The sequence below is a fragment of the Arthrobacter sp. B2I5 genome (genome assembly GCF_030816735.1).
Taxonomy (GTDB): Bacteria; Actinomycetota; Actinomycetes; order Actinomycetales; family Micrococcaceae; genus Arthrobacter.
In genome coordinates, this window is the sequence record NZ_JAUSYF010000001.1 from 1,569,767 (window position 1) to 1,588,534 (window position 18,768).

The 18,768-nt window shown below is 68.1% G+C and carries 15 protein-coding genes; 10 read left to right on the forward strand and 5 right to left on the reverse strand.

All coding sequences use genetic code 11. From position 1 onward, the window contains the following. The first annotated feature begins 60 nt into the window (after positions 1 to 60). From thiL to rsmD, 4 genes are read left to right on the forward strand one after another with little or no spacing between them, the layout of a single operon-like run. Positions 61 to 1,107, forward strand: coding sequence for a thiamine-phosphate kinase (gene thiL / locus QFZ60_RS07425; protein WP_307089406.1), 1,047 nt, complete (start codon positions 61 to 63; stop codon positions 1,105 to 1,107). Positions 1,108 to 1,129: 22 nt separating this feature from the next. Next, positions 1,130 to 2,116 (forward strand): DAK2 domain-containing protein, encoded by a 987-nt coding sequence (locus QFZ60_RS07430; RefSeq protein ID WP_307093249.1) that lies wholly within the window; start codon positions 1,130 to 1,132, stop codon positions 2,114 to 2,116. Then, positions 2,106 to 4,376 carry an ATP-dependent DNA helicase RecG gene (locus tag QFZ60_RS07435; RefSeq protein ID WP_307089408.1) on the forward strand — a complete coding sequence of 757 codons (2,271 nt, stop codon included), beginning with the start codon at positions 2,106 to 2,108 and terminating at the stop codon, positions 4,374 to 4,376. Before QFZ60_RS07430 ends, QFZ60_RS07435 begins: the two co-directional genes overlap by 11 nt. 57 nt (positions 4,377 to 4,433) lie before the next feature. After that, the gene (gene rsmD / locus QFZ60_RS07440) at positions 4,434 to 5,078 is read left to right on the forward strand and encodes a 16S rRNA (guanine(966)-N(2))-methyltransferase RsmD (protein ID WP_307089410.1); all 645 of its coding nucleotides are present in this window, start codon (positions 4,434 to 4,436) and stop codon (positions 5,076 to 5,078) included. On the opposite strand, the gene QFZ60_RS07445 is transcribed toward rsmD, so the two are convergent. Together QFZ60_RS07445 and QFZ60_RS07450 are read right to left on the reverse strand one after the other, a co-directional pair. Continuing rightward, on the reverse strand, positions 5,075 to 5,863 hold the full coding sequence (locus QFZ60_RS07445; protein ID WP_307089412.1) for a spermidine synthase: 789 nt from the start codon (positions 5,861 to 5,863) through the stop codon (positions 5,075 to 5,077). The genes rsmD and QFZ60_RS07445 overlap by 4 nt on opposite strands. Further along, complete coding sequence (locus QFZ60_RS07450) at positions 5,863 to 7,092, reverse strand: aminotransferase class I/II-fold pyridoxal phosphate-dependent enzyme (protein WP_307089413.1); 1,230 nt, start codon at positions 7,090 to 7,092, stop codon at positions 5,863 to 5,865. The genes QFZ60_RS07445 and QFZ60_RS07450 overlap by 1 nt, the downstream gene beginning before the upstream one ends. 43 nt (positions 7,093 to 7,135) lie before the next feature. Between QFZ60_RS07450 and coaD the strand changes: the two genes are divergently transcribed. From coaD to mutM, 5 genes are all read left to right on the forward strand, one after another. Beyond that, the gene (gene coaD / locus QFZ60_RS07455; protein ID WP_056335335.1) at positions 7,136 to 7,636 is read left to right on the forward strand and encodes a pantetheine-phosphate adenylyltransferase; all 501 of its coding nucleotides are present in this window, start codon (positions 7,136 to 7,138) and stop codon (positions 7,634 to 7,636) included. A 122-nt stretch (positions 7,637 to 7,758) separates the two neighbouring features. Next, positions 7,759 to 8,283, forward strand: coding sequence for a DUF177 domain-containing protein (locus QFZ60_RS07460; RefSeq protein WP_142116821.1), 525 nt, complete (start codon positions 7,759 to 7,761; stop codon positions 8,281 to 8,283). Positions 8,284 to 8,319: 36 nt separating this feature from the next. Continuing rightward, positions 8,320 to 8,523: a 50S ribosomal protein L32 gene (rpmF, locus tag QFZ60_RS07465; protein WP_009356569.1), complete on the forward strand. Its 204-nt coding sequence runs from the start codon at positions 8,320 to 8,322 to the stop codon at positions 8,521 to 8,523. Between the two features lie 20 nt (positions 8,524 to 8,543). Next, positions 8,544 to 9,272, forward strand: coding sequence for a ribonuclease III (gene rnc / locus QFZ60_RS07470; protein WP_307089416.1), 729 nt, complete (start codon positions 8,544 to 8,546; stop codon positions 9,270 to 9,272). Between the two features lie 6 nt (positions 9,273 to 9,278). Continuing rightward, positions 9,279 to 10,247, forward strand: coding sequence for a bifunctional DNA-formamidopyrimidine glycosylase/DNA-(apurinic or apyrimidinic site) lyase (gene mutM / locus QFZ60_RS07475; protein WP_307089418.1), 969 nt, complete (start codon positions 9,279 to 9,281; stop codon positions 10,245 to 10,247). Positions 10,248 to 10,276: 29 nt separating this feature from the next. Here the strand turns inward: mutM and QFZ60_RS07480 are convergent, their stop codons facing one another. The 3 genes from QFZ60_RS07480 to QFZ60_RS07490 are packed head-to-tail and all read right to left on the reverse strand — an operon-like array spanning position 10,277 to position 14,939. Then, a complete protein-coding gene (locus QFZ60_RS07480) occupies positions 10,277 to 11,248 on the reverse strand; it encodes an NAD(P)-dependent oxidoreductase (RefSeq protein WP_307089420.1) in 972 nt (323 codons plus the stop codon). Next, the gene (locus tag QFZ60_RS07485) at positions 11,245 to 13,923 is read right to left on the reverse strand and encodes an alpha/beta fold hydrolase (RefSeq protein WP_307089421.1); all 2,679 of its coding nucleotides are present in this window, start codon (positions 13,921 to 13,923) and stop codon (positions 11,245 to 11,247) included. The genes QFZ60_RS07480 and QFZ60_RS07485 overlap by 4 nt, the downstream gene beginning before the upstream one ends. Beyond that, positions 13,917 to 14,939, reverse strand: a complete 1,023-nt coding sequence (locus QFZ60_RS07490; protein WP_200830407.1) for a 3-oxoacyl-ACP synthase III — start codon at positions 14,937 to 14,939, stop codon at positions 13,917 to 13,919. The genes QFZ60_RS07485 and QFZ60_RS07490 overlap by 7 nt, the downstream gene beginning before the upstream one ends. Positions 14,940 to 15,166: 227 nt before the next feature. On the opposite strand from QFZ60_RS07490, the gene smc reads away from it, so the two are divergent. After that, positions 15,167 to 18,754, forward strand: coding sequence for a chromosome segregation protein SMC (gene smc, locus QFZ60_RS07495; protein WP_307089423.1), 3,588 nt, complete (start codon positions 15,167 to 15,169; stop codon positions 18,752 to 18,754). Positions 18,755 to 18,768: the final 14 nt, after the last annotated feature.

The following is an 18,768-nucleotide window of genomic DNA, read 5'->3' on the forward strand; positions in this document are numbered from 1 at the left end:
CTATCGCCGCCGTCGCCCCCGTCCGGACACGATGTCGGCCGGGCGCGGTAGCGTAGTGGCGTGCCTGAAGACCTCCGTAACCGCGTTGACCGCCAGCCCACAGTCGCCGGCCTTTCCGAAGCCGAGCTGCTGGACCGGATTTTTCCGCGCCTTCAGATGACGGACGGCCACAGCACCAGCACGCTGCTGGGGCCAGGCGATGACGCCGCCGTCATCGCAGCCCCGGACGGCAGGACCGTCATCAGCATTGATACCCAGGTCCAGGACCAGGATTTCCGCCTCCTGTGGCCCAACGGCTACCGCACCACCGGGTTCGACGTCGGGTGGAAGGCGGCGGCACAGAACCTCAGCGACATCAACGCCATGGGTGCACACGCAACGTCCATGGTGGTCAGCCTTACGCTCCCCGTTGATACCCCGGTGGCCTGGGTGGAGGACCTGGCGGATGGACTGACAGCGGGGATCCGCGAGCTTGGCGCCAGCCACTGCTCGGTGGCCGGCGGAGACCTGGGCCGGGGCCGGGAGATTTCGGTGACCGCGGCGGTGCTGGGAACGCTGGACGGCGGACCGCCCGTTCTCCGGTCCGGCGCCAGGCCGGGGGACATCCTGGCGCTGGCGGGAACAGTGGGACACGCCGCGGCGGGCCTGGCCCTGCTTGAATCGGACATCGCCTTGGATACGCTCACCCCGGCGGAGCGCGCCTTCGTGGACCTGCAGTGCCGTCCGCGTCCGCCGCTGCAGGCCGGACCGGCTGCGCGGGCGGCAGGTGCCACGGCCATGCTGGACATTTCGGACGGACTTCAGCGGGACGGCAAGCGCCTGGCCGCCGCCAGCAAGGTGGCTGTGGCCCTCGACCCGGCAGGGCTGACCCAACTGGCGAATCTCCTGGCCCCGGCCGCCGCCCGGCTGGGCGTGGATGGCGCAGCCTGGGTGCTGGGCGGGGGAGAGGACCACGGGCTGCTGGCCACATTCCCGGCTCATGTTCAGCTGCCACCCGGATTCACTGCGATAGGCTCGATACATGCACTCGGTACCGACGAAGGCCCGGGCGTCCTGACAGCGGGCCGGACCGCGGACAACGGGGGATGGGATCACTTTGCACACTAAGGTTGCCGCCAACGCGCTGGCGATGAAGAGGTGGCTGGGCAAGGCTGAAACTGCCCTGGGAAACCACAGTGACCGGCTCAACGCCATCAACATCTTTCCGGTGGCCGACGGCGATACCGGAACCAACCTCTATCTCACCGTCCGGGCTGCCGCCCGTTCACTGGTCCTTGCAGACGGCCAGCCGGCCCCGGTCGACGTCGGGGAAGTCCTCGCCACCGCCGGGCAGGCCGCCATGGAGGAAGCAAGGGGAAACTCCGGCACTCTCTTTTCCGTGTTTCTTTGTGCCGCGGCAGAGCCTTTGGCCGGCCATACCCGGTTGACGTCCACGCTCCTGTCGGCAGCACTGAACCGCGCCCAGATCCGCGCCTGGTCCGCACTCAGCGATCCGGTTCCGGGAACCATGCTGTCGGTCATGGAAGCGGCGGCCCGTGCGGCAGCCGCCGTCGACGCCGCCCAGGACGGCGATGACAGCAACCATGCGCTGGGCCTCGCCCTGGACGCCGCGGTGGAGGGCGCGCTGGCCGCCGTGATCCGCACCGAGGAACAGCTCGATGCGCTGCAGTCCGCCCATGTCGTGGATGCAGGCGGCGTGGGCATGCTGCTGATCCTGGACTGCCTCCGCTCCGCCGTCCTGGGCGAAGAACTGCAGAGTGAACTCCTCGACGGCCTCCACGGCTATGACGTCTCCGACCCCCACATCCATACCTCCATGCCTGACGACGACGGCATGGAGGTCATGTGCACCATCAGCCTTTCGCCCCTGAACGCCGCCACGCTCCGGCAGCGGCTGGACGAGATCGGCGAGTCCGTCATTATGAGCCAGGTGGGCAGCGGTCCGGATCAGGAGGGCAACTACCGGTGGCGGGTGCACGTGCACGTTCCGGATCCCGGTCCGGCCGTGGAGATCATCCGGTCCCTGGGTGAGCCGTCCCAGATCAGCATCAGTGAGCTGGCGCTTCCGCGGGACCCGGATGTGGAAAAGGTGAACACCGGCGGGCATGAGCGCTGAGCTGGACCTGGCCCTGGAGCGCCGGATCGGAAAGCGCTCCGCCGCCGTCATCGAGAAACACCTCGGCATCACCACTGTCGAGGGCCTCCTGAACTACTTCCCCCGGCGTTACCTCATGCGCGGTGAGCTGACGCCCATCAGCGGGCTGCCACTCAATGAGGAGGTCACCCTCATTGCCCGGGTGCTTTCCAGCAGCACCCGGCACATGCAGGCACGACGGGGGACCATCACCGACGTCATTGTTTCCGACGACGACGGGCAGCAGGGGCTCCGGCTGGTGGGAGGAACGGACTACCGCGGCAAAGTGCCCGGGACCCTCAAGATCAGCTTCTTCAACGGCTACAAGGCAAAAGCTGAACTGCTGCAGGGACGGCGCGCCCTGTTCTCAGGGAAAGTCAGCAGCTTCAAAGGCCAGCTGGGCCTCACCAACCCGGACTTCCAGCTCCTTGACGATGACCCGTTCGTCCAGGGCAGCGGTGATCCGGAGAAACTCGCCGCGATGCCCATCCCGGTCTATCCGGCCACGGCAAAGCTGCCCAGCTGGCGGATCCAGAAAGTCATCAACACCCTGCTCGAAACCGCGGACCTGGGCTCGCTGCCGGACCCGGTGCCGCCTGCAGTCGCTGGGAGGGAAGCCTTCCTGTCCGTGGCGGATGCCTATAGGCTCATCCATGCGCCCGAAACAGCCGCCGACTGGAAACGCGCACGGGACCGGTTCCGTTACCAGGAAGCCCTGGTGCTGCAATCCGCGCTGGCCAGGCGGCGGGCCCAGCTCGCCGCCGAGGAAGCCACCGCCCGGCGTCCTGTCCGCGACGGTATCCTGGCTGCCTTCGACCAAAACCTGCCCTTCACACTCACGGCCGGCCAGGCCGCCGTCGGCAACACCCTCGCGGCGGAACTGGCGCAGGCTGCCCCCATGAACCGGCTGCTGCAGGGCGAAGTGGGCTCGGGGAAGACCGTGGTGGCGCTGCGGGCCATGCTGCAGGTCATCGACGCCGGCGGGCAGGCTGCGCTCCTGGCGCCCACCGAAGTGCTCGCCGCGCAGCACTACGACTCCATCCGCCGCACCCTGGGCGTGCTCTCCAGTGACGGACTCCTGGGCGGGCTGGCCGGGGGCGATGGTCCTTCCGTGCAGGTCACCCTCCTGACCGGGTCCATGTCCACGGCGGCGCGGAAACAGGCGATGTTGGACGCCGCCTCGGGGACGGCGGGAATCATCATCGGCACCCATGCCCTGCTCAGCGACAATGTTTCCTTCTACGACCTCGGACTGATCGTGGTGGACGAACAGCACCGCTTCGGCGTGGAACAGCGGGACGCCCTGCGGGCCAAGGCACGGAAGCCGCCGCACCTGCTGGTCATGACAGCCACGCCCATTCCCCGTACCGTGGCGATGACAGTGTTCGGCGACCTCGAGACCTCCACGCTCGACGAACTGCCGAAGGGGCGCGCCCCGATCACCACGCACCTCGTGGGCCTGGCGGAGAATCCCGCCTGGGCGGCGCGGATCTGGGCACGCGCCAGGGAAGAGATCGACGCCGGCCACCAGGTGTACGTGGTCTGTCCCAAGATCGGAACGGACGACGACGGCGACTTCAGCCCGGGGGAGGCGGCACCTTCCGGAGTGGAAGGTGAGGAGGCGCGGGAGCTCGCGTCGGTCACCGCCGTCGTGGACCATCTGCTCTCCGAGCCCTCGCTGGCTGGGGTTCCACTGGCTCCCCTGCATGGGCGCCAGGACCCGGAGCTGAAGACGGAGACCATGGCCGGCTTCACCGCCAACCGCATCAAGCTGCTCGTCTCCACCACCGTGATCGAGGTGGGGGTGGACGTCCACAACGCCACCCTCATGGTCATCCTCGACGCCGACAGGTTCGGTATTTCCCAGCTGCACCAGCTCCGCGGCCGTGTGGGCCGCGGCGGCCTGCCGGGAACCTGCCTGCTGGTCACCGCCCTGGAACCCGGTCATCCAAGCCGGCGGCGGCTCGATGCGGTCGCGGCCACCACCGACGGGTTTGTCCTCTCCCAGGAGGACCTCAAGCTGCGGCGCGAGGGCGATATCCTGGGCGCTTCCCAATCCGGCGGACGGTCCACGTTGAAACTGCTGCGGGTCCTCGAACACGAGGACGTGATCGCCCGGGCCAGGGAAGACGCGCAGGCAATCGTTGCCGGGGACCCCTTGCTGTCCGGCTGCCCGGAGCTTGCCGATGCCATCGAGAAGTACCTCAACCCTGAGAAGGAGGCGTTCCTTGAACGCGGTTAGCAAGAGAAGCGCAGCGGGCATAAGCGCACCGGGCGCCGGCGGATCGCGGTGGGCGCGGTGACCAGGATTATTGCCGGTGCTGCCGGCGGCACCCCACTGGCGGCCGTTCCAGGGTCCTTGACCAGGCCAACCACGGACCGGGTGAAGGAAGCGCTGTTTTCCCGCCTCGACGCCTTTGAAATCATTGCCGGTGCCCGGGTGCTGGACCTTTATGCGGGGTCGGGGTCGCTGGGAGTGGAGAGCGCCAGCAGGGGAGCCAAGGCGGTGGACCTGGTTGAGTCGGATGCCAAGGCCAGCGGTGTATGCCAGCGCAATGCAGACCTCATCAATGGGGTGCTGGGCCGCAAAACCGTGACCGTGCACCGCTCCAAGGTGGAGCCTTTCCTGGGCCGCGTCCCGGAATCCGCTTCCTGGGACCTGGTGTTCCTCGATCCGCCGTATCCATTGGAGGATGCCGCGCTGGCAGCTGTGCTGCAGAAGCTGGCCGCACACCTGGTCCCCGGTGCCGTTGTCGTGGTGGAACGCTCCTCGCGCTCCCCGGAACCGCAATGGCCGGACGGGATGACGCGGTTCGCCGAGAAGAAATACGGGGAAACCCGGTTGTGGTACGCCGAACCATTTGTGCCCGATGCCATCGCTGCGGATGACCTGGCGGACGCTGCCGGGCCTGAAACTGCCGGGCCTGGCACCCCGGGGGCCTAGCCCGAGAAGGGGTCCAGGTCCACTCCCACCAGGATACGTGCTGGGTGGGGGCCGCGCGCGGTCAGGTCAGCTGTCCAGGCCTCCGGCCAGGGGCCCTGCGTCCCTGCCAGGATGATGTTGCCCGGGTACCTGCCCTCGAACATGCCGGCTTCCGCAACGGCGCCCACATCCGCCATCGCATCGCGCATCGCCGCCACCTGGCTCCTGACCAGTGTCAGGGCCGCTTCGTCGCCCACATTGACGATCAGCAGGCCGTCCGGGCGCAAACGTTCCCTGGCCTCCCGGTAGAACCCGCTGGTGGCGATGTGGGCCGGGGCTTCCGGGCCGGAAAAGATGTCCAGGATTACGACGTCGAACCCCAGGCCGGGGTCCAGCGCACCGAGCGCCTCACGGGCATCGCCGATAATGGTGGTCAGGTCCGTTCCCTCGGGCATGGGAAGGTGCCGAAGGACAAAGTCCAGCAGCTCGCGTTCCAGCTCAACCGCGTACTGCACCGAGCCGGGGCGGGTGGCCTGAATGTACCGCGCCAGCGTCAGGGCCCCGGCTCCGAGGTGGAGGGCGCTGATCTGCCGGCCGGGCGGGGCCGCCAAATCCACCAGGTGCCCAATCCTGCGAAGGTACTCGTAAAAGATGTCCTCCGGCCGGTCCAGGTTGACGTGGGACTGTTCGGCTCCGCCGATGCTGAGGACATAGCCGCCATCAGTAAATGCATCGGTTTCGATGGTGGCGTGCTGGCCCGTGGTCCGCAGGAAGCGGCTGGCAGTCCCGCCGCTGCCGCCGGACATCAGAGCCTGCCGCCCAGGGTGGCCAGCCGCGCCGCGGCCTCCTCCAGGACCTCGGTCTTCTTGCAGAAGGCAAACCGGAGCAGGCTTCGCATCCGCTCCGCACCTTCCGGGTGGCAGAAGACGGGAACCGGAATGGCCGCCACGCCCACCAGTGCCGGCAGGCGGCGGGCCAGGTCCAGGGCGTCCGTGATGCCCAGCGGAGCAGTGTCCACGTTGACGAAGTAGGTTCCCTGCGGTGTGAAGACGTCAAAGCCCGCCGCCCGGAGTCCGGCGCTGAGGATGTCCCGTTTCTTCCCAAGGGCGGCGGCGATGCCGGTGTAGAAATCGTCGGGCAGGGCCAGGCCGGCGGCGATCGCTCCCTGGAAGGGCGTGCCTGAGCTGTAGGTAAGGAACTGCTTTACCGTGCGGACGGCGGAGACCAGTTCTTCCGGTCCGCTCAGCCAGCCGATCTTCCAGCCGGTCAGCGAGAACGTCTTTCCGGCAGAGGAGATGGTGATGGTGCGGGCTGCGGCACCCGGAAGGGTGGCGACCGGGGTATGGGCCACGCCGAAGGTGAGGTGCTCGTACACCTCATCCGTGATGATGATGCTGCCGTGCTTTCCCGCCAGCTCCACCACGCGCTGCAGGACGGCCGGTGGAAAGACAGCGCCGGTGGGGTTATGCGGATTGTTCAGCAGTACCACTTTGGTCCGCTCGTTGAAGGCCGCATCCAATGCTGCCAGGTCCGGCATGAAGTCCGGGGCAGCCAGCGGCACGGTCACGTGGGAGGCGCCGGACAGTCCAATGACTGCGCCGTAAGAGTCGTAGAAAGGCTCGAACGTCAGGACCTCATCGCCCGGTCCGGCGAAGGCCAGCAGGGAGGCGGCGATGCCTTCCGTGGCCCCGGTGGTGATGATGACCTCGGTTGCCGGGTCCGGCCTGAGCCCGTAGAAGCGTTCCTGGTGCGCGGCCACCGCCGCACGGAGTTCGGGCAGGCCCTTGCCGGGCGCGTACTGGTTGGCCCCCGCTGTGATGGCTGCCCGGGCCGCCTCCCGGATTTCGGCCGGCCCGTCCTCGTCTGGGAAGCCCTGCCCCAGGTTGATCGCGCCGGTCTGGACGGCCAGGGTGGTCATCTCTTCGAAGATGGTGACACCCAGTCCGCCGTCGGGGGCCAGGAGGTTGGCTCCGAGCGCTGTGCGCTGCCAGGGCGCAGGTGCCAGGGGGGTGGAAAGTTCCCGTGGTGGATGCATCCAGTCATGGTATCCCGGGCTTTCCATGGGGTAGGTTCGGAGCATGAGACGCGCTGTGTGCCCCGGATCCTTCGACCCCATCCACAACGGCCATCTCGAAGTCATCGCACGGGCTGCCGGCCTCTTTGATGAGGTCATCGTGGCCATCTCCACCAACTACGCCAAGAAGTACATGTTCAGCCTGGAGGAACGGCTGGAAATGGCGCGCGAAACCCTGGCGCTGCTCAAAGGCATCGTGGTGGAGCCGGTGGGCGAGGGGCTCCTGGCGGAGTACTGCCGCCAGCGGGGCGTGTCGGCCATCGTCAAGGGACTGAGATCCTCGTCGGACTTCGACTACGAGCTTCCCATGGCCACCATGAACCGGCAGTTGAGTGGGGTGGAGACCGTCTTCCTCCCGGCCGAGGCCAGCTACGTCCATCTGTCCTCCACCCTGATCAAAGAGGTGTCGGTCCTGGGTGGCAGCGTGTCGGACTATGTTCCCCGATCGGTGCACCGCCGGCTGGTTTCCGGCGAGCCTTCGCCGGATCAGCAGCCAAAGCGGTAGGCTGGATCGGTACTTCGGCGCTTCCTCCTGCCGGTTTGAGTCGCTGCGGCTCTTCAGGCTAAGATGGTACGTCGGTCATATGTTCAACAGGAGTTCTCATTAACAGAGATGCTGGTTCGCCCCTGGCGTTCGACGTCAAGGACCTCGGACGCAGTCCGGGAAGCATGCGGACGCTGAAGGAACATGTACCCGCACCGGGTGATCTTGGTGTGGCGCTCATTGGTGTTCAGGAAGGCTCGGATGTCGAGCTGGATCTGAGGCTTGAGGCCGTACACGAAGGAATTCTGGTATCAGGAACCGTGCTTGCCGAAGTTACTGGTGAGTGCGGCCGATGCCTGGATCCCCTTGCGTATGACCTTGAGGTCAATGTGCAAGAACTTTTCTTCTACGAGGGCGTCCCGCTTTCGGACGGAGAAGAAGATGAAGAGCAACGTCGAGTCGAGCACGATGTAATCGATCTTGAACCGGTGTTGCGGGACGCGGTTGTCACCAATCTGCCGTTCCAGCCGGTGTGCCGGGAAGACTGCCAGGGCCTTTGCTCCGAATGCGGAGTTCGCCTGGAAGACGAGCCGGGGCACCACCACGAGGTCCTGGATCCTCGCTGGGCTGCCCTAGCTGATATGGCTAAGCCTGACCGGCAAAATTGATTTGTACGTGTTTGTCTAGAGAGAAATGAGTTAGCCGTGGCTGTTCCCAAGCGGAAAATGTCTCGCTCGAATACCCGCGCCCGCCGCTCGCAGTGGAAGGCGACCGCCCCCCACCTGGTGAAGACCGTCGAGAACGGCCAGGTCACCTACAGCCTGCCGCACCAGGCAAAGGTCGTTACCGACTCTGCTGGCACTGCGCTGTTCCTTGAGTACAAGGGCCGCAAGGTCGCTGACGTCTAATCGGCCCAACAGGCTGACTGATGTCTTCAACTGAAGAGCTTCTGAAGCGTCTCGGTGTCACTATTGACGCCGGGACGCTTCGTCTTGCGCTCACCCACCGTTCATACGCGTACGAGAACGGCGGCATACCCACCAACGAGCGGCTCGAGTTCCTGGGCGACTCCATTCTGGGATTCTCCGTAACCGACGCCCTCTACCGGGACAACCCGGAGCTGCCCGAAGGCGAACTCGCCAAGCGCCGCTCCGCCGTCGTCAGCACCCGGGCCCTGGCCGGCATCGGCCGGAGCCTCGGCATTGGGGAGTACATCTACCTGGGTCAGGGCGAAAAGCTCACCCACGGCAAGAACAAGGCCTCCATCCTCGCGGACACCATGGAGGCCCTGATCGGGGCCACCTACGTTTCCAACGACATCGAGACCGCGCGCCAGCTGGTCATGCGTCTGGTCGGTCCCTTGCTGAAGGACGCCGCCGTCCTGGGCGCCGGCACCGACTGGAAGACCAGCATCCAGGAGCTCGCCGCCAGCCGGCAGCTGGGCAGCATCCACTACGCAGTGGACGGCTCCGGCCCGGACCATGCCCGCACCTTCACGGCGGTGCTGAACATCGGCGGCACGGCCTATGGCAAAGGCTCGGGCCATTCCAAGAAGGAAGCCGAACAGGAAGCGGCAGCCGACGCCTGGCGTGTACTCTCCGGTGCCGCGACCCAGGTTGCACCCGGCACCTCCGCAGGCTCCGTAGCAGCCAAGTAGCGCCCCGTGCCTGAACTGCCCGAGGTGGAAGTGGTGCGCCGCGGCCTGGTGAACTGGGTCCGCGGCAGGACCATCGGCGCCGTGGACGTCATTGATCCACGCTCCATCCGGCGCCACGCCCTCGGGGCCGGGGACTTCATCGGCAACCTCGAAGGCGCCATGGTGTCCGACGTGGTGCGTCGCGGCAAGTTCCTGTGGATGCCGCTGGTGGACGCCGCCGCCCCGCTTCCCGGGAACCCCGAGGATTCCCCCGTGCCGGGCGTGGCACTCATGGCGCACCTTGGCATGAGCGGGCAGCTGTTGATGCAGGGCTCTGGCGTTCCCGATGAAAAGCACCTCAAGGTCCGGTTCCGGCTGAGCCCCCGTGACGGGATGCCGGACCAGCTGCGCTTCGTGGACCAGCGGATCTTCGGTGGCCTCTTTGTCACCGCCCTGGTACCCACGGACGACGGCGGACCGGGCGGCCTTGCGGAATCCCCCCTTCCACTCATCGCAGAGGAAGCGGCCCACATCGCCCGGGATCCCTTGGACCCCGCGTTCTCGTTCGATGTTTTCTACCGCCGCCTGCGCAAACGCAAAACGGGGCTGAAACGGGCTTTGCTGGACCAGGGCCTGGTCTCGGGAATCGGAAACATCTACGCTGATGAAGCCCTGTGGCGTGCCAAGCTGCATTATGCCCGGCCCACGGACACCCTTCGCCGGGGCGAGGCGCAACGGGTCCTCGACAGCGCCCGCGAGGTAATGCTCGATGCCCTGGCGGCAGGAGGAACGAGCTTCGATTCCCTGTACGTCAACGTCAACGGCGCCTCGGGCTACTTCGACCGGTCCCTCAACGCCTACGGCCGGGAGGGTGAGCCGTGCAAGAGATGTGCGGCAGCAGGAATCCACGCGATCATCCGCCGCGAGCAGTTCATGAACCGTTCGTCCCACACCTGCCCGGTGTGCCAGCCGCGGCCCCGCAACGGCCGCTGGTAACGCAGGATTGGCCGGCCCCGAACCGCCTGTCAGCGGGAGCCGTAGTGCGCGGCCAGCCGTCCCAGGCCTTCATCGATCGAGACGGCCGGGGTCCAGTCGAGGAGCTTCCGGGTTTCGCGTTGGTCGAACCAGTGGGCGGTGGAGAGCTGTTCGGCAAGGAACTTTGTCATGGGTGGTTCGTCCTGCTTTCCGAGCCTCAGCCACGCCTTTTCCACCGCCGATCCTGCCACCCGGGCAAGCCGCCCCGGCACGGACCATGACGGGGCGGGGACGCCGCCGGCGGCGCAGATGCCGGCAATGAGTTCGCCCACCGGCCGTGGCTCCCCGTTGGTGACAACCAGCGCCCTGCCATGGATGTGGCTGATCCGCTTCAGCGCGGCAACGATCGCTGCCGCAGCGTTGTCCACGTAGGTGGTGTCGATCAGGGCGGCGCCCGCGTCCAGCAGCGGCAGCCGGTGCCGGGCCGCCCGCTCCAGCACCCGTTCCACCAGCTGGGTGTCCCCGGGCCCCCAGACCACATGCGGCCGCACGGCGGCAACACGAAAGTCCGGGGCGTCCGCGGCAAGGGCCAGCAGTTCGGCCTGCGCCTTGGTGCGGGAGTAGTCACCATGGGCACGGTCCGGGTCCGCCGGTTCCGCGCCGAGGCCTGCGATGGCGGCACCTGAGTTGGCCACTGACGGCGAGGACACGAAAACCACGTCCCGCACCCCGGCCCCGCGGGCGGCCAGGAGCAGGCGGCCGGTACCCTGGACGTTTACCTCGTCAAACTCCGCCGGACGGCCGGTGAAGGAGACCTTTGCTGCCAGGTGGATGACTGCTTCGGCACCCTGGACGGCGCCCCTGACGGCAGCATCGTCGGCGAGGGAGCCGCAGTGGTCCGTGGCGCCGTCGACCCCTGAAGGGCGCCGCTGGAAGGTGGTGACGTCGTAGCCTCTGCGCACCAGTTGCCCCGCGACTTCCCGGCCCAGGAGCCCGCTGGCGCCGGTGACCAGGATCTTCATGGGGTCCCCGGGCGGCCGCCGGCCAGGACGGAGGAAGCCCATCGGGACAGGCGCGTCCGGTCAATCTTCGCGTTGTGCCGGATATCGGTGGGCAGCGTGGGGACAACCAGGACAGCGGCCACGGAAACACCTGCCGTGCGGGCAGCTTCCCGGACCTTTCCGGCCAGGTCCACGCCGGCGGGCCCGGCTTTGCGCGCGGGCGGGACCGTCTCCACGACGGAGGTGACAGCCTGCGTCCCCGCCGGTCCCACGCCAACAATCGCGGCCATGCGGATACCCGCCAGGAGCTCGATGGCCTGTTCGGCGCCCACCGGGGTTACCACTCCGGCCGGCGCGGTAACAACGTGCGCAAGGCGGCCTTCCACCCACAGCCGGCCGTCGGCGTCGAAGTGGCCCACGTCGCCGGTGCGGTGCCAGCCAGGCACAGCGGCACTGGCTTCTTCGGTCAGCCAGAGCCGGTCATACGCTTCCTTGACGTGCGGGGCACTGACCAGGATTTCCCCCGTGATCCCGGCCTTCGTCACAGGCACGGAGCCCGGGGCGGTGCCGTCCGGTGCCAGCTGGATGACCGCTACCCGGGCGCCGTGGACGGGCCGGCCCACGCAGACGCCGTTGGCGGCCCCGGGTTTTGTTCCGGATTCGGCGTCGGCGGCGGCGGCCCGGATCTGTTCCAGGCTGATGTCCGTGACCGGCAGCGCCTCAGTCATCCCGTAGGGGGTGTGAAGGGAGGCGCCCGGCAGCAGCTGCTGGACCCCGGCAAGGAGCGGTTCCGGGACGGGGGCGCCGGCGGAGAGCAGCAGTTCAACGCGTTTCAGGGCGGCCGCCCCATCATCAGTCAGTCCGCCGCTGGTGGCGGCAACATTGCGCAGGGCAGCCGGGGACGCGAACACCACGGTGGCATCGATGGCCGCCGCGGCGTCCGCCAGGGCACGTGCCGTCAGGGTGCGGGGAGCGGTGACGTCCATGGCAGGGGTCACGGATACGGTTCCCAGTGCCGGCCCCAGCAGGGCGAAGGGCGCGAAGCCCGCCACCAGCCGCTGGCCCGGATGGATCCCGAAGGTTTCGGCCACGGTGTCCCGCATCGCGGCGAGCTGCCGGTGCGTGTAGAGCACCCCCTTGGCCGGGCCGGTGGAACCGGAAGTGAAGAGCACGGCGGCGGGGGAGTCCGGATCCGGCTGTGACGCACCCCCTTCAGGCGAAGCGGTGGGCCTGGACCCGTCCCCTGCCAGTACGGCGAGGGAGGTCTCCACCCCAAGGACCCGGCGGCGGGCGGCCGGCAGGTCGCGGACGCTGATGCGCCTGCCCGGCCAACCCAGCACCCGGGCAGCGGCCAGCGCCTTGTCGATGCCGATCAGGAAGTCGGGGGTGGCTCCCTTGACTGCCCGGCTCAGCCCCCTGGTGCCCAGCCCGGCATCGGCCACGACCACCACGGCTCCCAACCTGAGGCAGGCATACAAGGCTACGGTCAGGTCGACGCCGGGCGGGACCATGAGGCTGACCCGGCTGCCGGGCCTGACGCCTGCCCGGTCCAGGCCGGCGGCGAGGCGGTCCACAGCATTGTCCAGCTGCTGCCATGTAAGGGAACGGGCAACGGTGCCGTCGGCTTTCATTTCGACGACGGCCGGTTCACCTTGGGAGGGACCGGCTGCCAGTTCCGTGAGGAGCGACCATAGAGGCCGGAAACCCTCGCCGGCCGGTACCTGCGGCATGCTGCGCCGAACCGCTGGTGAGTCCTCCCCGGAACCGGTAACCCGCCCGGCAAGCCAGTCGAAGACGGCCGGTGCGATGTCCCGGTCTTCCGCGAGCAGGTGTCCCGCGCCTTCGTAGCGGTGCACATCGGCGTGCGGGAGGCGGCCGATGAGGTCCTTCAGGTAGCGGTCGGAAAAGATCGGATCCCGCGGGCCCCACAGCATCAGGGCAGGCACCTCAAGGCTGCGGAGGCCTTCCGCGACGCCGCTGAGCGCAGCAAAGCTGGGGTGCGAAGCGTCAACGGGAATGTCTGCAACAAAGTTGCCCACTCCCTCACGCCGTGAGGCTGTGCGGTAGGGGGCCATGTATGCGTTGCGGACATCTGCCGGCAACGGCGGATCCGCCAACGAATGCGTCACCCTCAGGAAGGCGTCGGAGGTGGTGGTTCCCCAGGTGTGCACCGCCGGGTGCAGGGCCAGGCGCAACGCCGGGGGAATGGGCGAGCCTGCGGGCTGGTGCACGGCCGTGTTGGTCAGCACCACGCCTGCCAGTTGGTCCTGATGGGCCAGGGCCCAGCCCAGGCTGACCACCCCGCCCCAGTCGTGGCCGACCGTTACCACCGGGCCGTCCAGGGCCAGCGCGTCCTTCAGGTCGCCCAGGTCCTGGATCCTGTCCGCCAGCCGGCGGAAGGTGCCCGTACGCTCGGAGAAGCCCATGTCCAGCTGGTCCACCGCCACAACCCGCCATGGATGAGCGGGGTTGGATCCGGCGGCCAGCAGGCTCCGCCAGAGGTAGGACCAGGTGGGGTTGCCGTGGACGCACAGGAGGGTTCCGGCGGGAGCCAGGCCGCTGCTGCTGAGTTCTGCCCCGTTGTCCAGTACGTGCCAGCGGCGCACTGTGCCTGGCGCGTCCACACCCGCCGTGGAGGGGACATCGATTTCACGTGACCATCGGGCGTCCACGCCCGGCCAGTCCGCGATCACCAAACGATTTCCAGCATTGCGGTGTTCAGGCCCGAACCCACGCCCATGCACAGGACCCGGTCCCCGGCTCCCAGGGACTGTGCCTCGGCCGCAAGCGTCATGGGCAGCGACGCAGGCCCAACGTTGCCCCAGTGCGGGAATGTGATGGGCACCTTGCCGGGGTCGAGGTCGATCGCGTCAATGATGGCCTGGGTGTAGGCGTTGCTGACCTGGTGGGTGACGTAGCGGTCCATGGCAGCCCAGTCCCACTCGGGCTGCGCTTCGTGCCACGCATCGACCACCAGCTGAAGGCCGCCGTCGAGCAGGCCTTTCGTGTCGGTGTGCATGCCGTCGATGCCGCCGACGCACAATTCGTGGTGCTCGGTGCCGGCACGCATTACGCCGCCCACCACCCGGTGCGCACCAGGGTGCTCATCGGCCGGTCCCAGGACGGCCGCGGCGGCCCCGGATCCCAGCGTCAGGGTGGCGAACTCACGGTTGAAGTCGTCGCGGGTGGTTTCGGGCCGCTGCAGCCGGGCCAAGGTGGCTTCCTGCGTCAGCTGGGCGTCCTCGCCATTGACGATGACCGCATACCGGATCTGTCCCGAGTCGATCATGTTCGCAGCCAGGGTCAGGGCATTCACAAACCCCAGGCAGGCGTTGGCAAGGTCGAAGTTCATGGCCGACGACGGCAGGCCGAGGCCGTGGTGGATCTTCACCGCCACGGACGGTTCGAGGTTGCGCCGCGTCACCGAGGTGTTGATCAGCAATCCGACGTCGGAGGCCTCGATGCCGGCCTCAGCCAGTGCTTTGGCGCCGGCTTCGACAGCGGCATCGTCGAACGATGTTCCAGGGGCCCACCACCGGCGGTGAGTGATGCCCGCGACGCGCTCAAGCAGGCGGGGCGGAAACTTCAGCCGCTTCAGCGTGGACGCCAAGTGGCGGTCGAAGTCCGTGGAACTGACAATCCTCGGAGCCTCGACGCTGCTCACCGAAAGCAGCGCGGTGTTGCTGTGGCGGAAGGTTGCATTACCTGCCAATTCAAGCCCCTCTTCGTTTCCGTGGCGCATTCATGCGGTGACTGTACCCACATAAACGCAGGCTCAAGAGCTTAACTATGCCTTTGCCCGGCCGGAACTGGCATATCCGGCCGTGCGCGGGCCCGGCTTCCGGATGCTGCTGCCGGAAAATGTCGGTCCTGCGCAGTAGATTGTAGTGAGCCGGATCCAGCAAAGTGCCCCACCCGCTCCAGGAGACCAGAAAAGCCTTGCACCTCAAAAGCCTCACCGTCCGGGGGTTCAAGTCCTTTGCCTCTGCCACCACCTTCGACTTCGAACCCGGCGTCACCGCCGTGGTGGGTCCCAACGGATCCGGCAAGTCCAACGTGGTGGACGCTTTGGCCTGGGTGATGGGCGAGCAGGGCGCCAAGACCCTCCGCGGCGGCAAGATGGAGGACGTCATTTTTGCCGGGACGTCAGGGCGGCCGCCCTTGGGACGCGCCCATGTTTCGCTGACCATCGACAACACCGACGGCGCGCTCCCCATTGAATACAGCGAAGTGACCATTTCGCGGACGCTGTTCCGGACAGGCGGCTCCGAATATGCCATTAACGGTGCCGGCTGCCGGCTGCTTGACATCCAGGAACTCCTTTCCGACTCCGGGCTGGGCCGGGAAATGCATGTCATCGTGGGCCAGGGCCAGCTGGACCGCGTACTGCATGCCACCCCGGAGGACCGGCGCGGCTTCATTGAAGAGGCGGCGGGGATCCTCAAGCACCGCCGGCGCAAGGAACGGACAGTCCGGAAGCTGGAGGCCATGCAGGCCAACCTCCAGCGCCTTACCGATCTCACCGGGGAAATCCGCCGCCAGCTGACACCCTTGGGAAAACAGGCGGAAGTGGCCCGCCGCGCCCAGCGCGTCCAGTTCGACGTCAGGGATGCCCGGGCCCGGCTGCTCGCCGATGACCTCGTCCAGCTGCAACAGGCGCTGGAGCAGGATGTGGCGGACGAGGCCGCGCTCAAAGCCCGGCGGACCGCCGTCGGGCAGGAACTCGAAGCCGGGCGCAGGCAGCAGGCAGCACTGGAGCAGCTGGCGGCCGAAGCCACGCCCCGCCTCAACGCCGCGCGGGACACCTGGTACCGGCTCTCCACTGCACGCGAACGTCTTCGATCGCTCGGTTCGCTGGCCACCGAACGCAGCCGCCTGCTGGGGTCCGACGACGCCGTGGCGCCTTCCGGGCGGGATCCCGAACAGCTCGAGCGCCAGGCAGCCAGGGTACGGCAGGAGCTGGCTGATCTTGAACAGGACATCCAGGCGAGGCGCGCGGCCCTGGACGCCGCCAGCGCCGCCAAGGCGGAAGCAGAGCAGGCTGCCCAGGCCGAGGACCGGCGGCTCACGGCGCAGCTCCGGGCAGCAGCGGACCGGCGGGAGGGCCTGGCCCGCCTGGCCGGACAAGTAGCCGCCGCGAGGTCCCGGGTGGAGTCGGCGCAGGCGGAGCTGGGCAGGCTGCGGGAATCCCTTGCCGCCGGCACGGAACGGCGTGCCCGTGCCCAGGCCGAGTTCACGGCGCTGGAGAACCAGGTGGCCGGCGTGGAGGAAGGGGAGGAAACCCTCGACGCCGATTATGAGGCTGCCAGCGAAGCACTGGACGCCGTCCTCCAGGAGATCGCCGACCTCAAGGCCGCCGTCAATGAGGGAGTCCGCAAGCGGGACGCCCTCGCCGCCCGGCTCGAGGCTCTCAAGCTCGGACTGGACCGCAAGGATGGCGCCCGGCATGTGCTGGAGTCCGGTCTGCCGGGAGTGCTGGGGACCCTGGCGGCCGGGATCACCGTGCAGGGCGGCTGCGAGGCGGCGGTCGCCGCCGCGCTGGGGGAAGCATCCGAAGCAGTCCTCGTCCAGGACGGGGACACGGCCGCCGCGGTCCTGCAGGTGCTCAAGGACGACGACGCCGGGCGGGCGTCGCTGCTCCTGGCATCGGCCGTGGCGGTCCACCGGGAGGACGGGCAGGACGTGCCGCTGCCGGACGGGGCTCACTGGGCTGCAGACCTGGTGGACGGGCCTGCGGGGCACATCCCGCTGGTCCGGCACCTGCTGTCCGGAACCGCCGTCGTCACCGGCATTGATGCCGCGGCAGCGCTCGTGGCCTCGCAGCCCGGGCTCACGGCCGTCACCCGCGAAGGGGACGTGTTCACCGCTGTCTCCATTGCCGGCGGTTCGGCCAAGGCACCGTCCCTCCTTGAGGTGCAGGCGGCACTGGACGACGCCGACCGGCGGCTGTCGGCGGTCACGGCTGACCTGGAGCGGAACAGGTTCGCCCTGGCCGCCGCCGAGGCCAAGCGCGCCGAGGCGCAGGAGGCGGCGGACGCTGCCCTGGACAGGCTGCACGAATCCGATGCCCGCCTGGCCGCCGTCGCTGAACGCCTCGGCCACCTCAATTCGGTCCTGCGCAGCGCAGTCGGCGAGAGTGAGCGCCTGGCAGCCTCCCTGGCACGTGGGGGGGAGAACGTTGCCGCGGAGGAGGAAGCGCTCGCCGCCATCACCACCCGGCTGGCCGCTGCCCAGGAAGCTCCCGTTGAAGAGGAGCCCTCCACCGAACAGCGGGACGCCCTGGCCCATGCCGCTTCCGCCGCCCGCGCAGCCGAGGTGGAGGCGCGGTTGTCCCTGCGCAGTGCCGAGGAGCAACTGGCCGCCACCGGCAACAGGGTGGCATCCCTTGAGCGGGCCGCCGCCACCGAACGACGCGCCCGGGAGGAAGCGGCCCAGCGCGCCCGCCGGCGCCGCGTCCAGGCCAGGCGTGCGGCCGCGGTTTCCGCAGCGGTCGAGATGGCACTGCGGTATGTGGACGTCTCCGTGGACCTCTCCCGGCACGAACGGGACCTGGCAGAGGAAAACCGCGAACAGCGTGACCGTGGGCTGCGGGACATCCGGGAAGCGAACGACGCCCTGGCCCGCGAACTGGCTGACCTCACGGACAACGTGCACCGGGACGAGCTGGCCCGGGCCCAGCAGCGGGCCAGGATCGAGGCGGTGGAAACCCGGTCCGTGGACGAACTGGGCATCACCCCCGAAGCCCTGGTGGCAGAGTTTGGGCCGCATGTCCCGGTGCCCGTACCCGCGGAGGAGACCGGCGACAAGTGGGCAGCACTGCGCGCTCCCGTTGACGCCGGCGGGGAAGAGATCCTGGAAGGGAAGCCCTACGTCCGGCAGGAGCAGGAGAAGCGGCTGCGCAAGGCCGAAAGGGACCTCGCCAGCCTGGGCAAGGTGAACCCCCTGGCGCTGGAGGAATTCGCGGCGCTGGAGGAGCGGCACCAGTTCCTCAGCACCCAGCTTGAGGACCTGAAGGCCAGCCGCCGGGACCTGCTGGACATCATCAAGGAAGTGGATGACCGTGTCCAGCGCGTCTTCGCCGAGGCGTTCGAGGACACCCAGGCCCAGTTCGTCCGCGTTTTCGAGCGGCTCTTTCCCGGCGGCGAAGGCCGGCTGGTCCTCACCGACCCGGAGGACATGCTCACCACGGGCATCGAGGTGGAGGCCCGCCCAGCCGGCAAGAAGATCAAACGGCTGTCACTGCTGTCCGGCGGCGAGCGGTCCCTCACCGCAGTGGCCCTGCTGGTGGCCATCTTCAAGGCGCGCCCCTCGCCGTTCTACGTTATGGACGAGGTAGAGGCGGCGCTGGACGACACCAACCTCGGCCGGCTGATCACCATCTTCGAGGAACTCCGGGAGTCCAGCCAGCTGATCGTCATCACCCACCAGAAACGGACCATGGAAGTGGCGGACGCGCTGTATGGCGTGACCATGAGGGGCGACGGCGTCTCCACCGTCATCAGCCAGCGCCTGGGCGCTGAGGTGTAGCAGCGGCCGGGGTC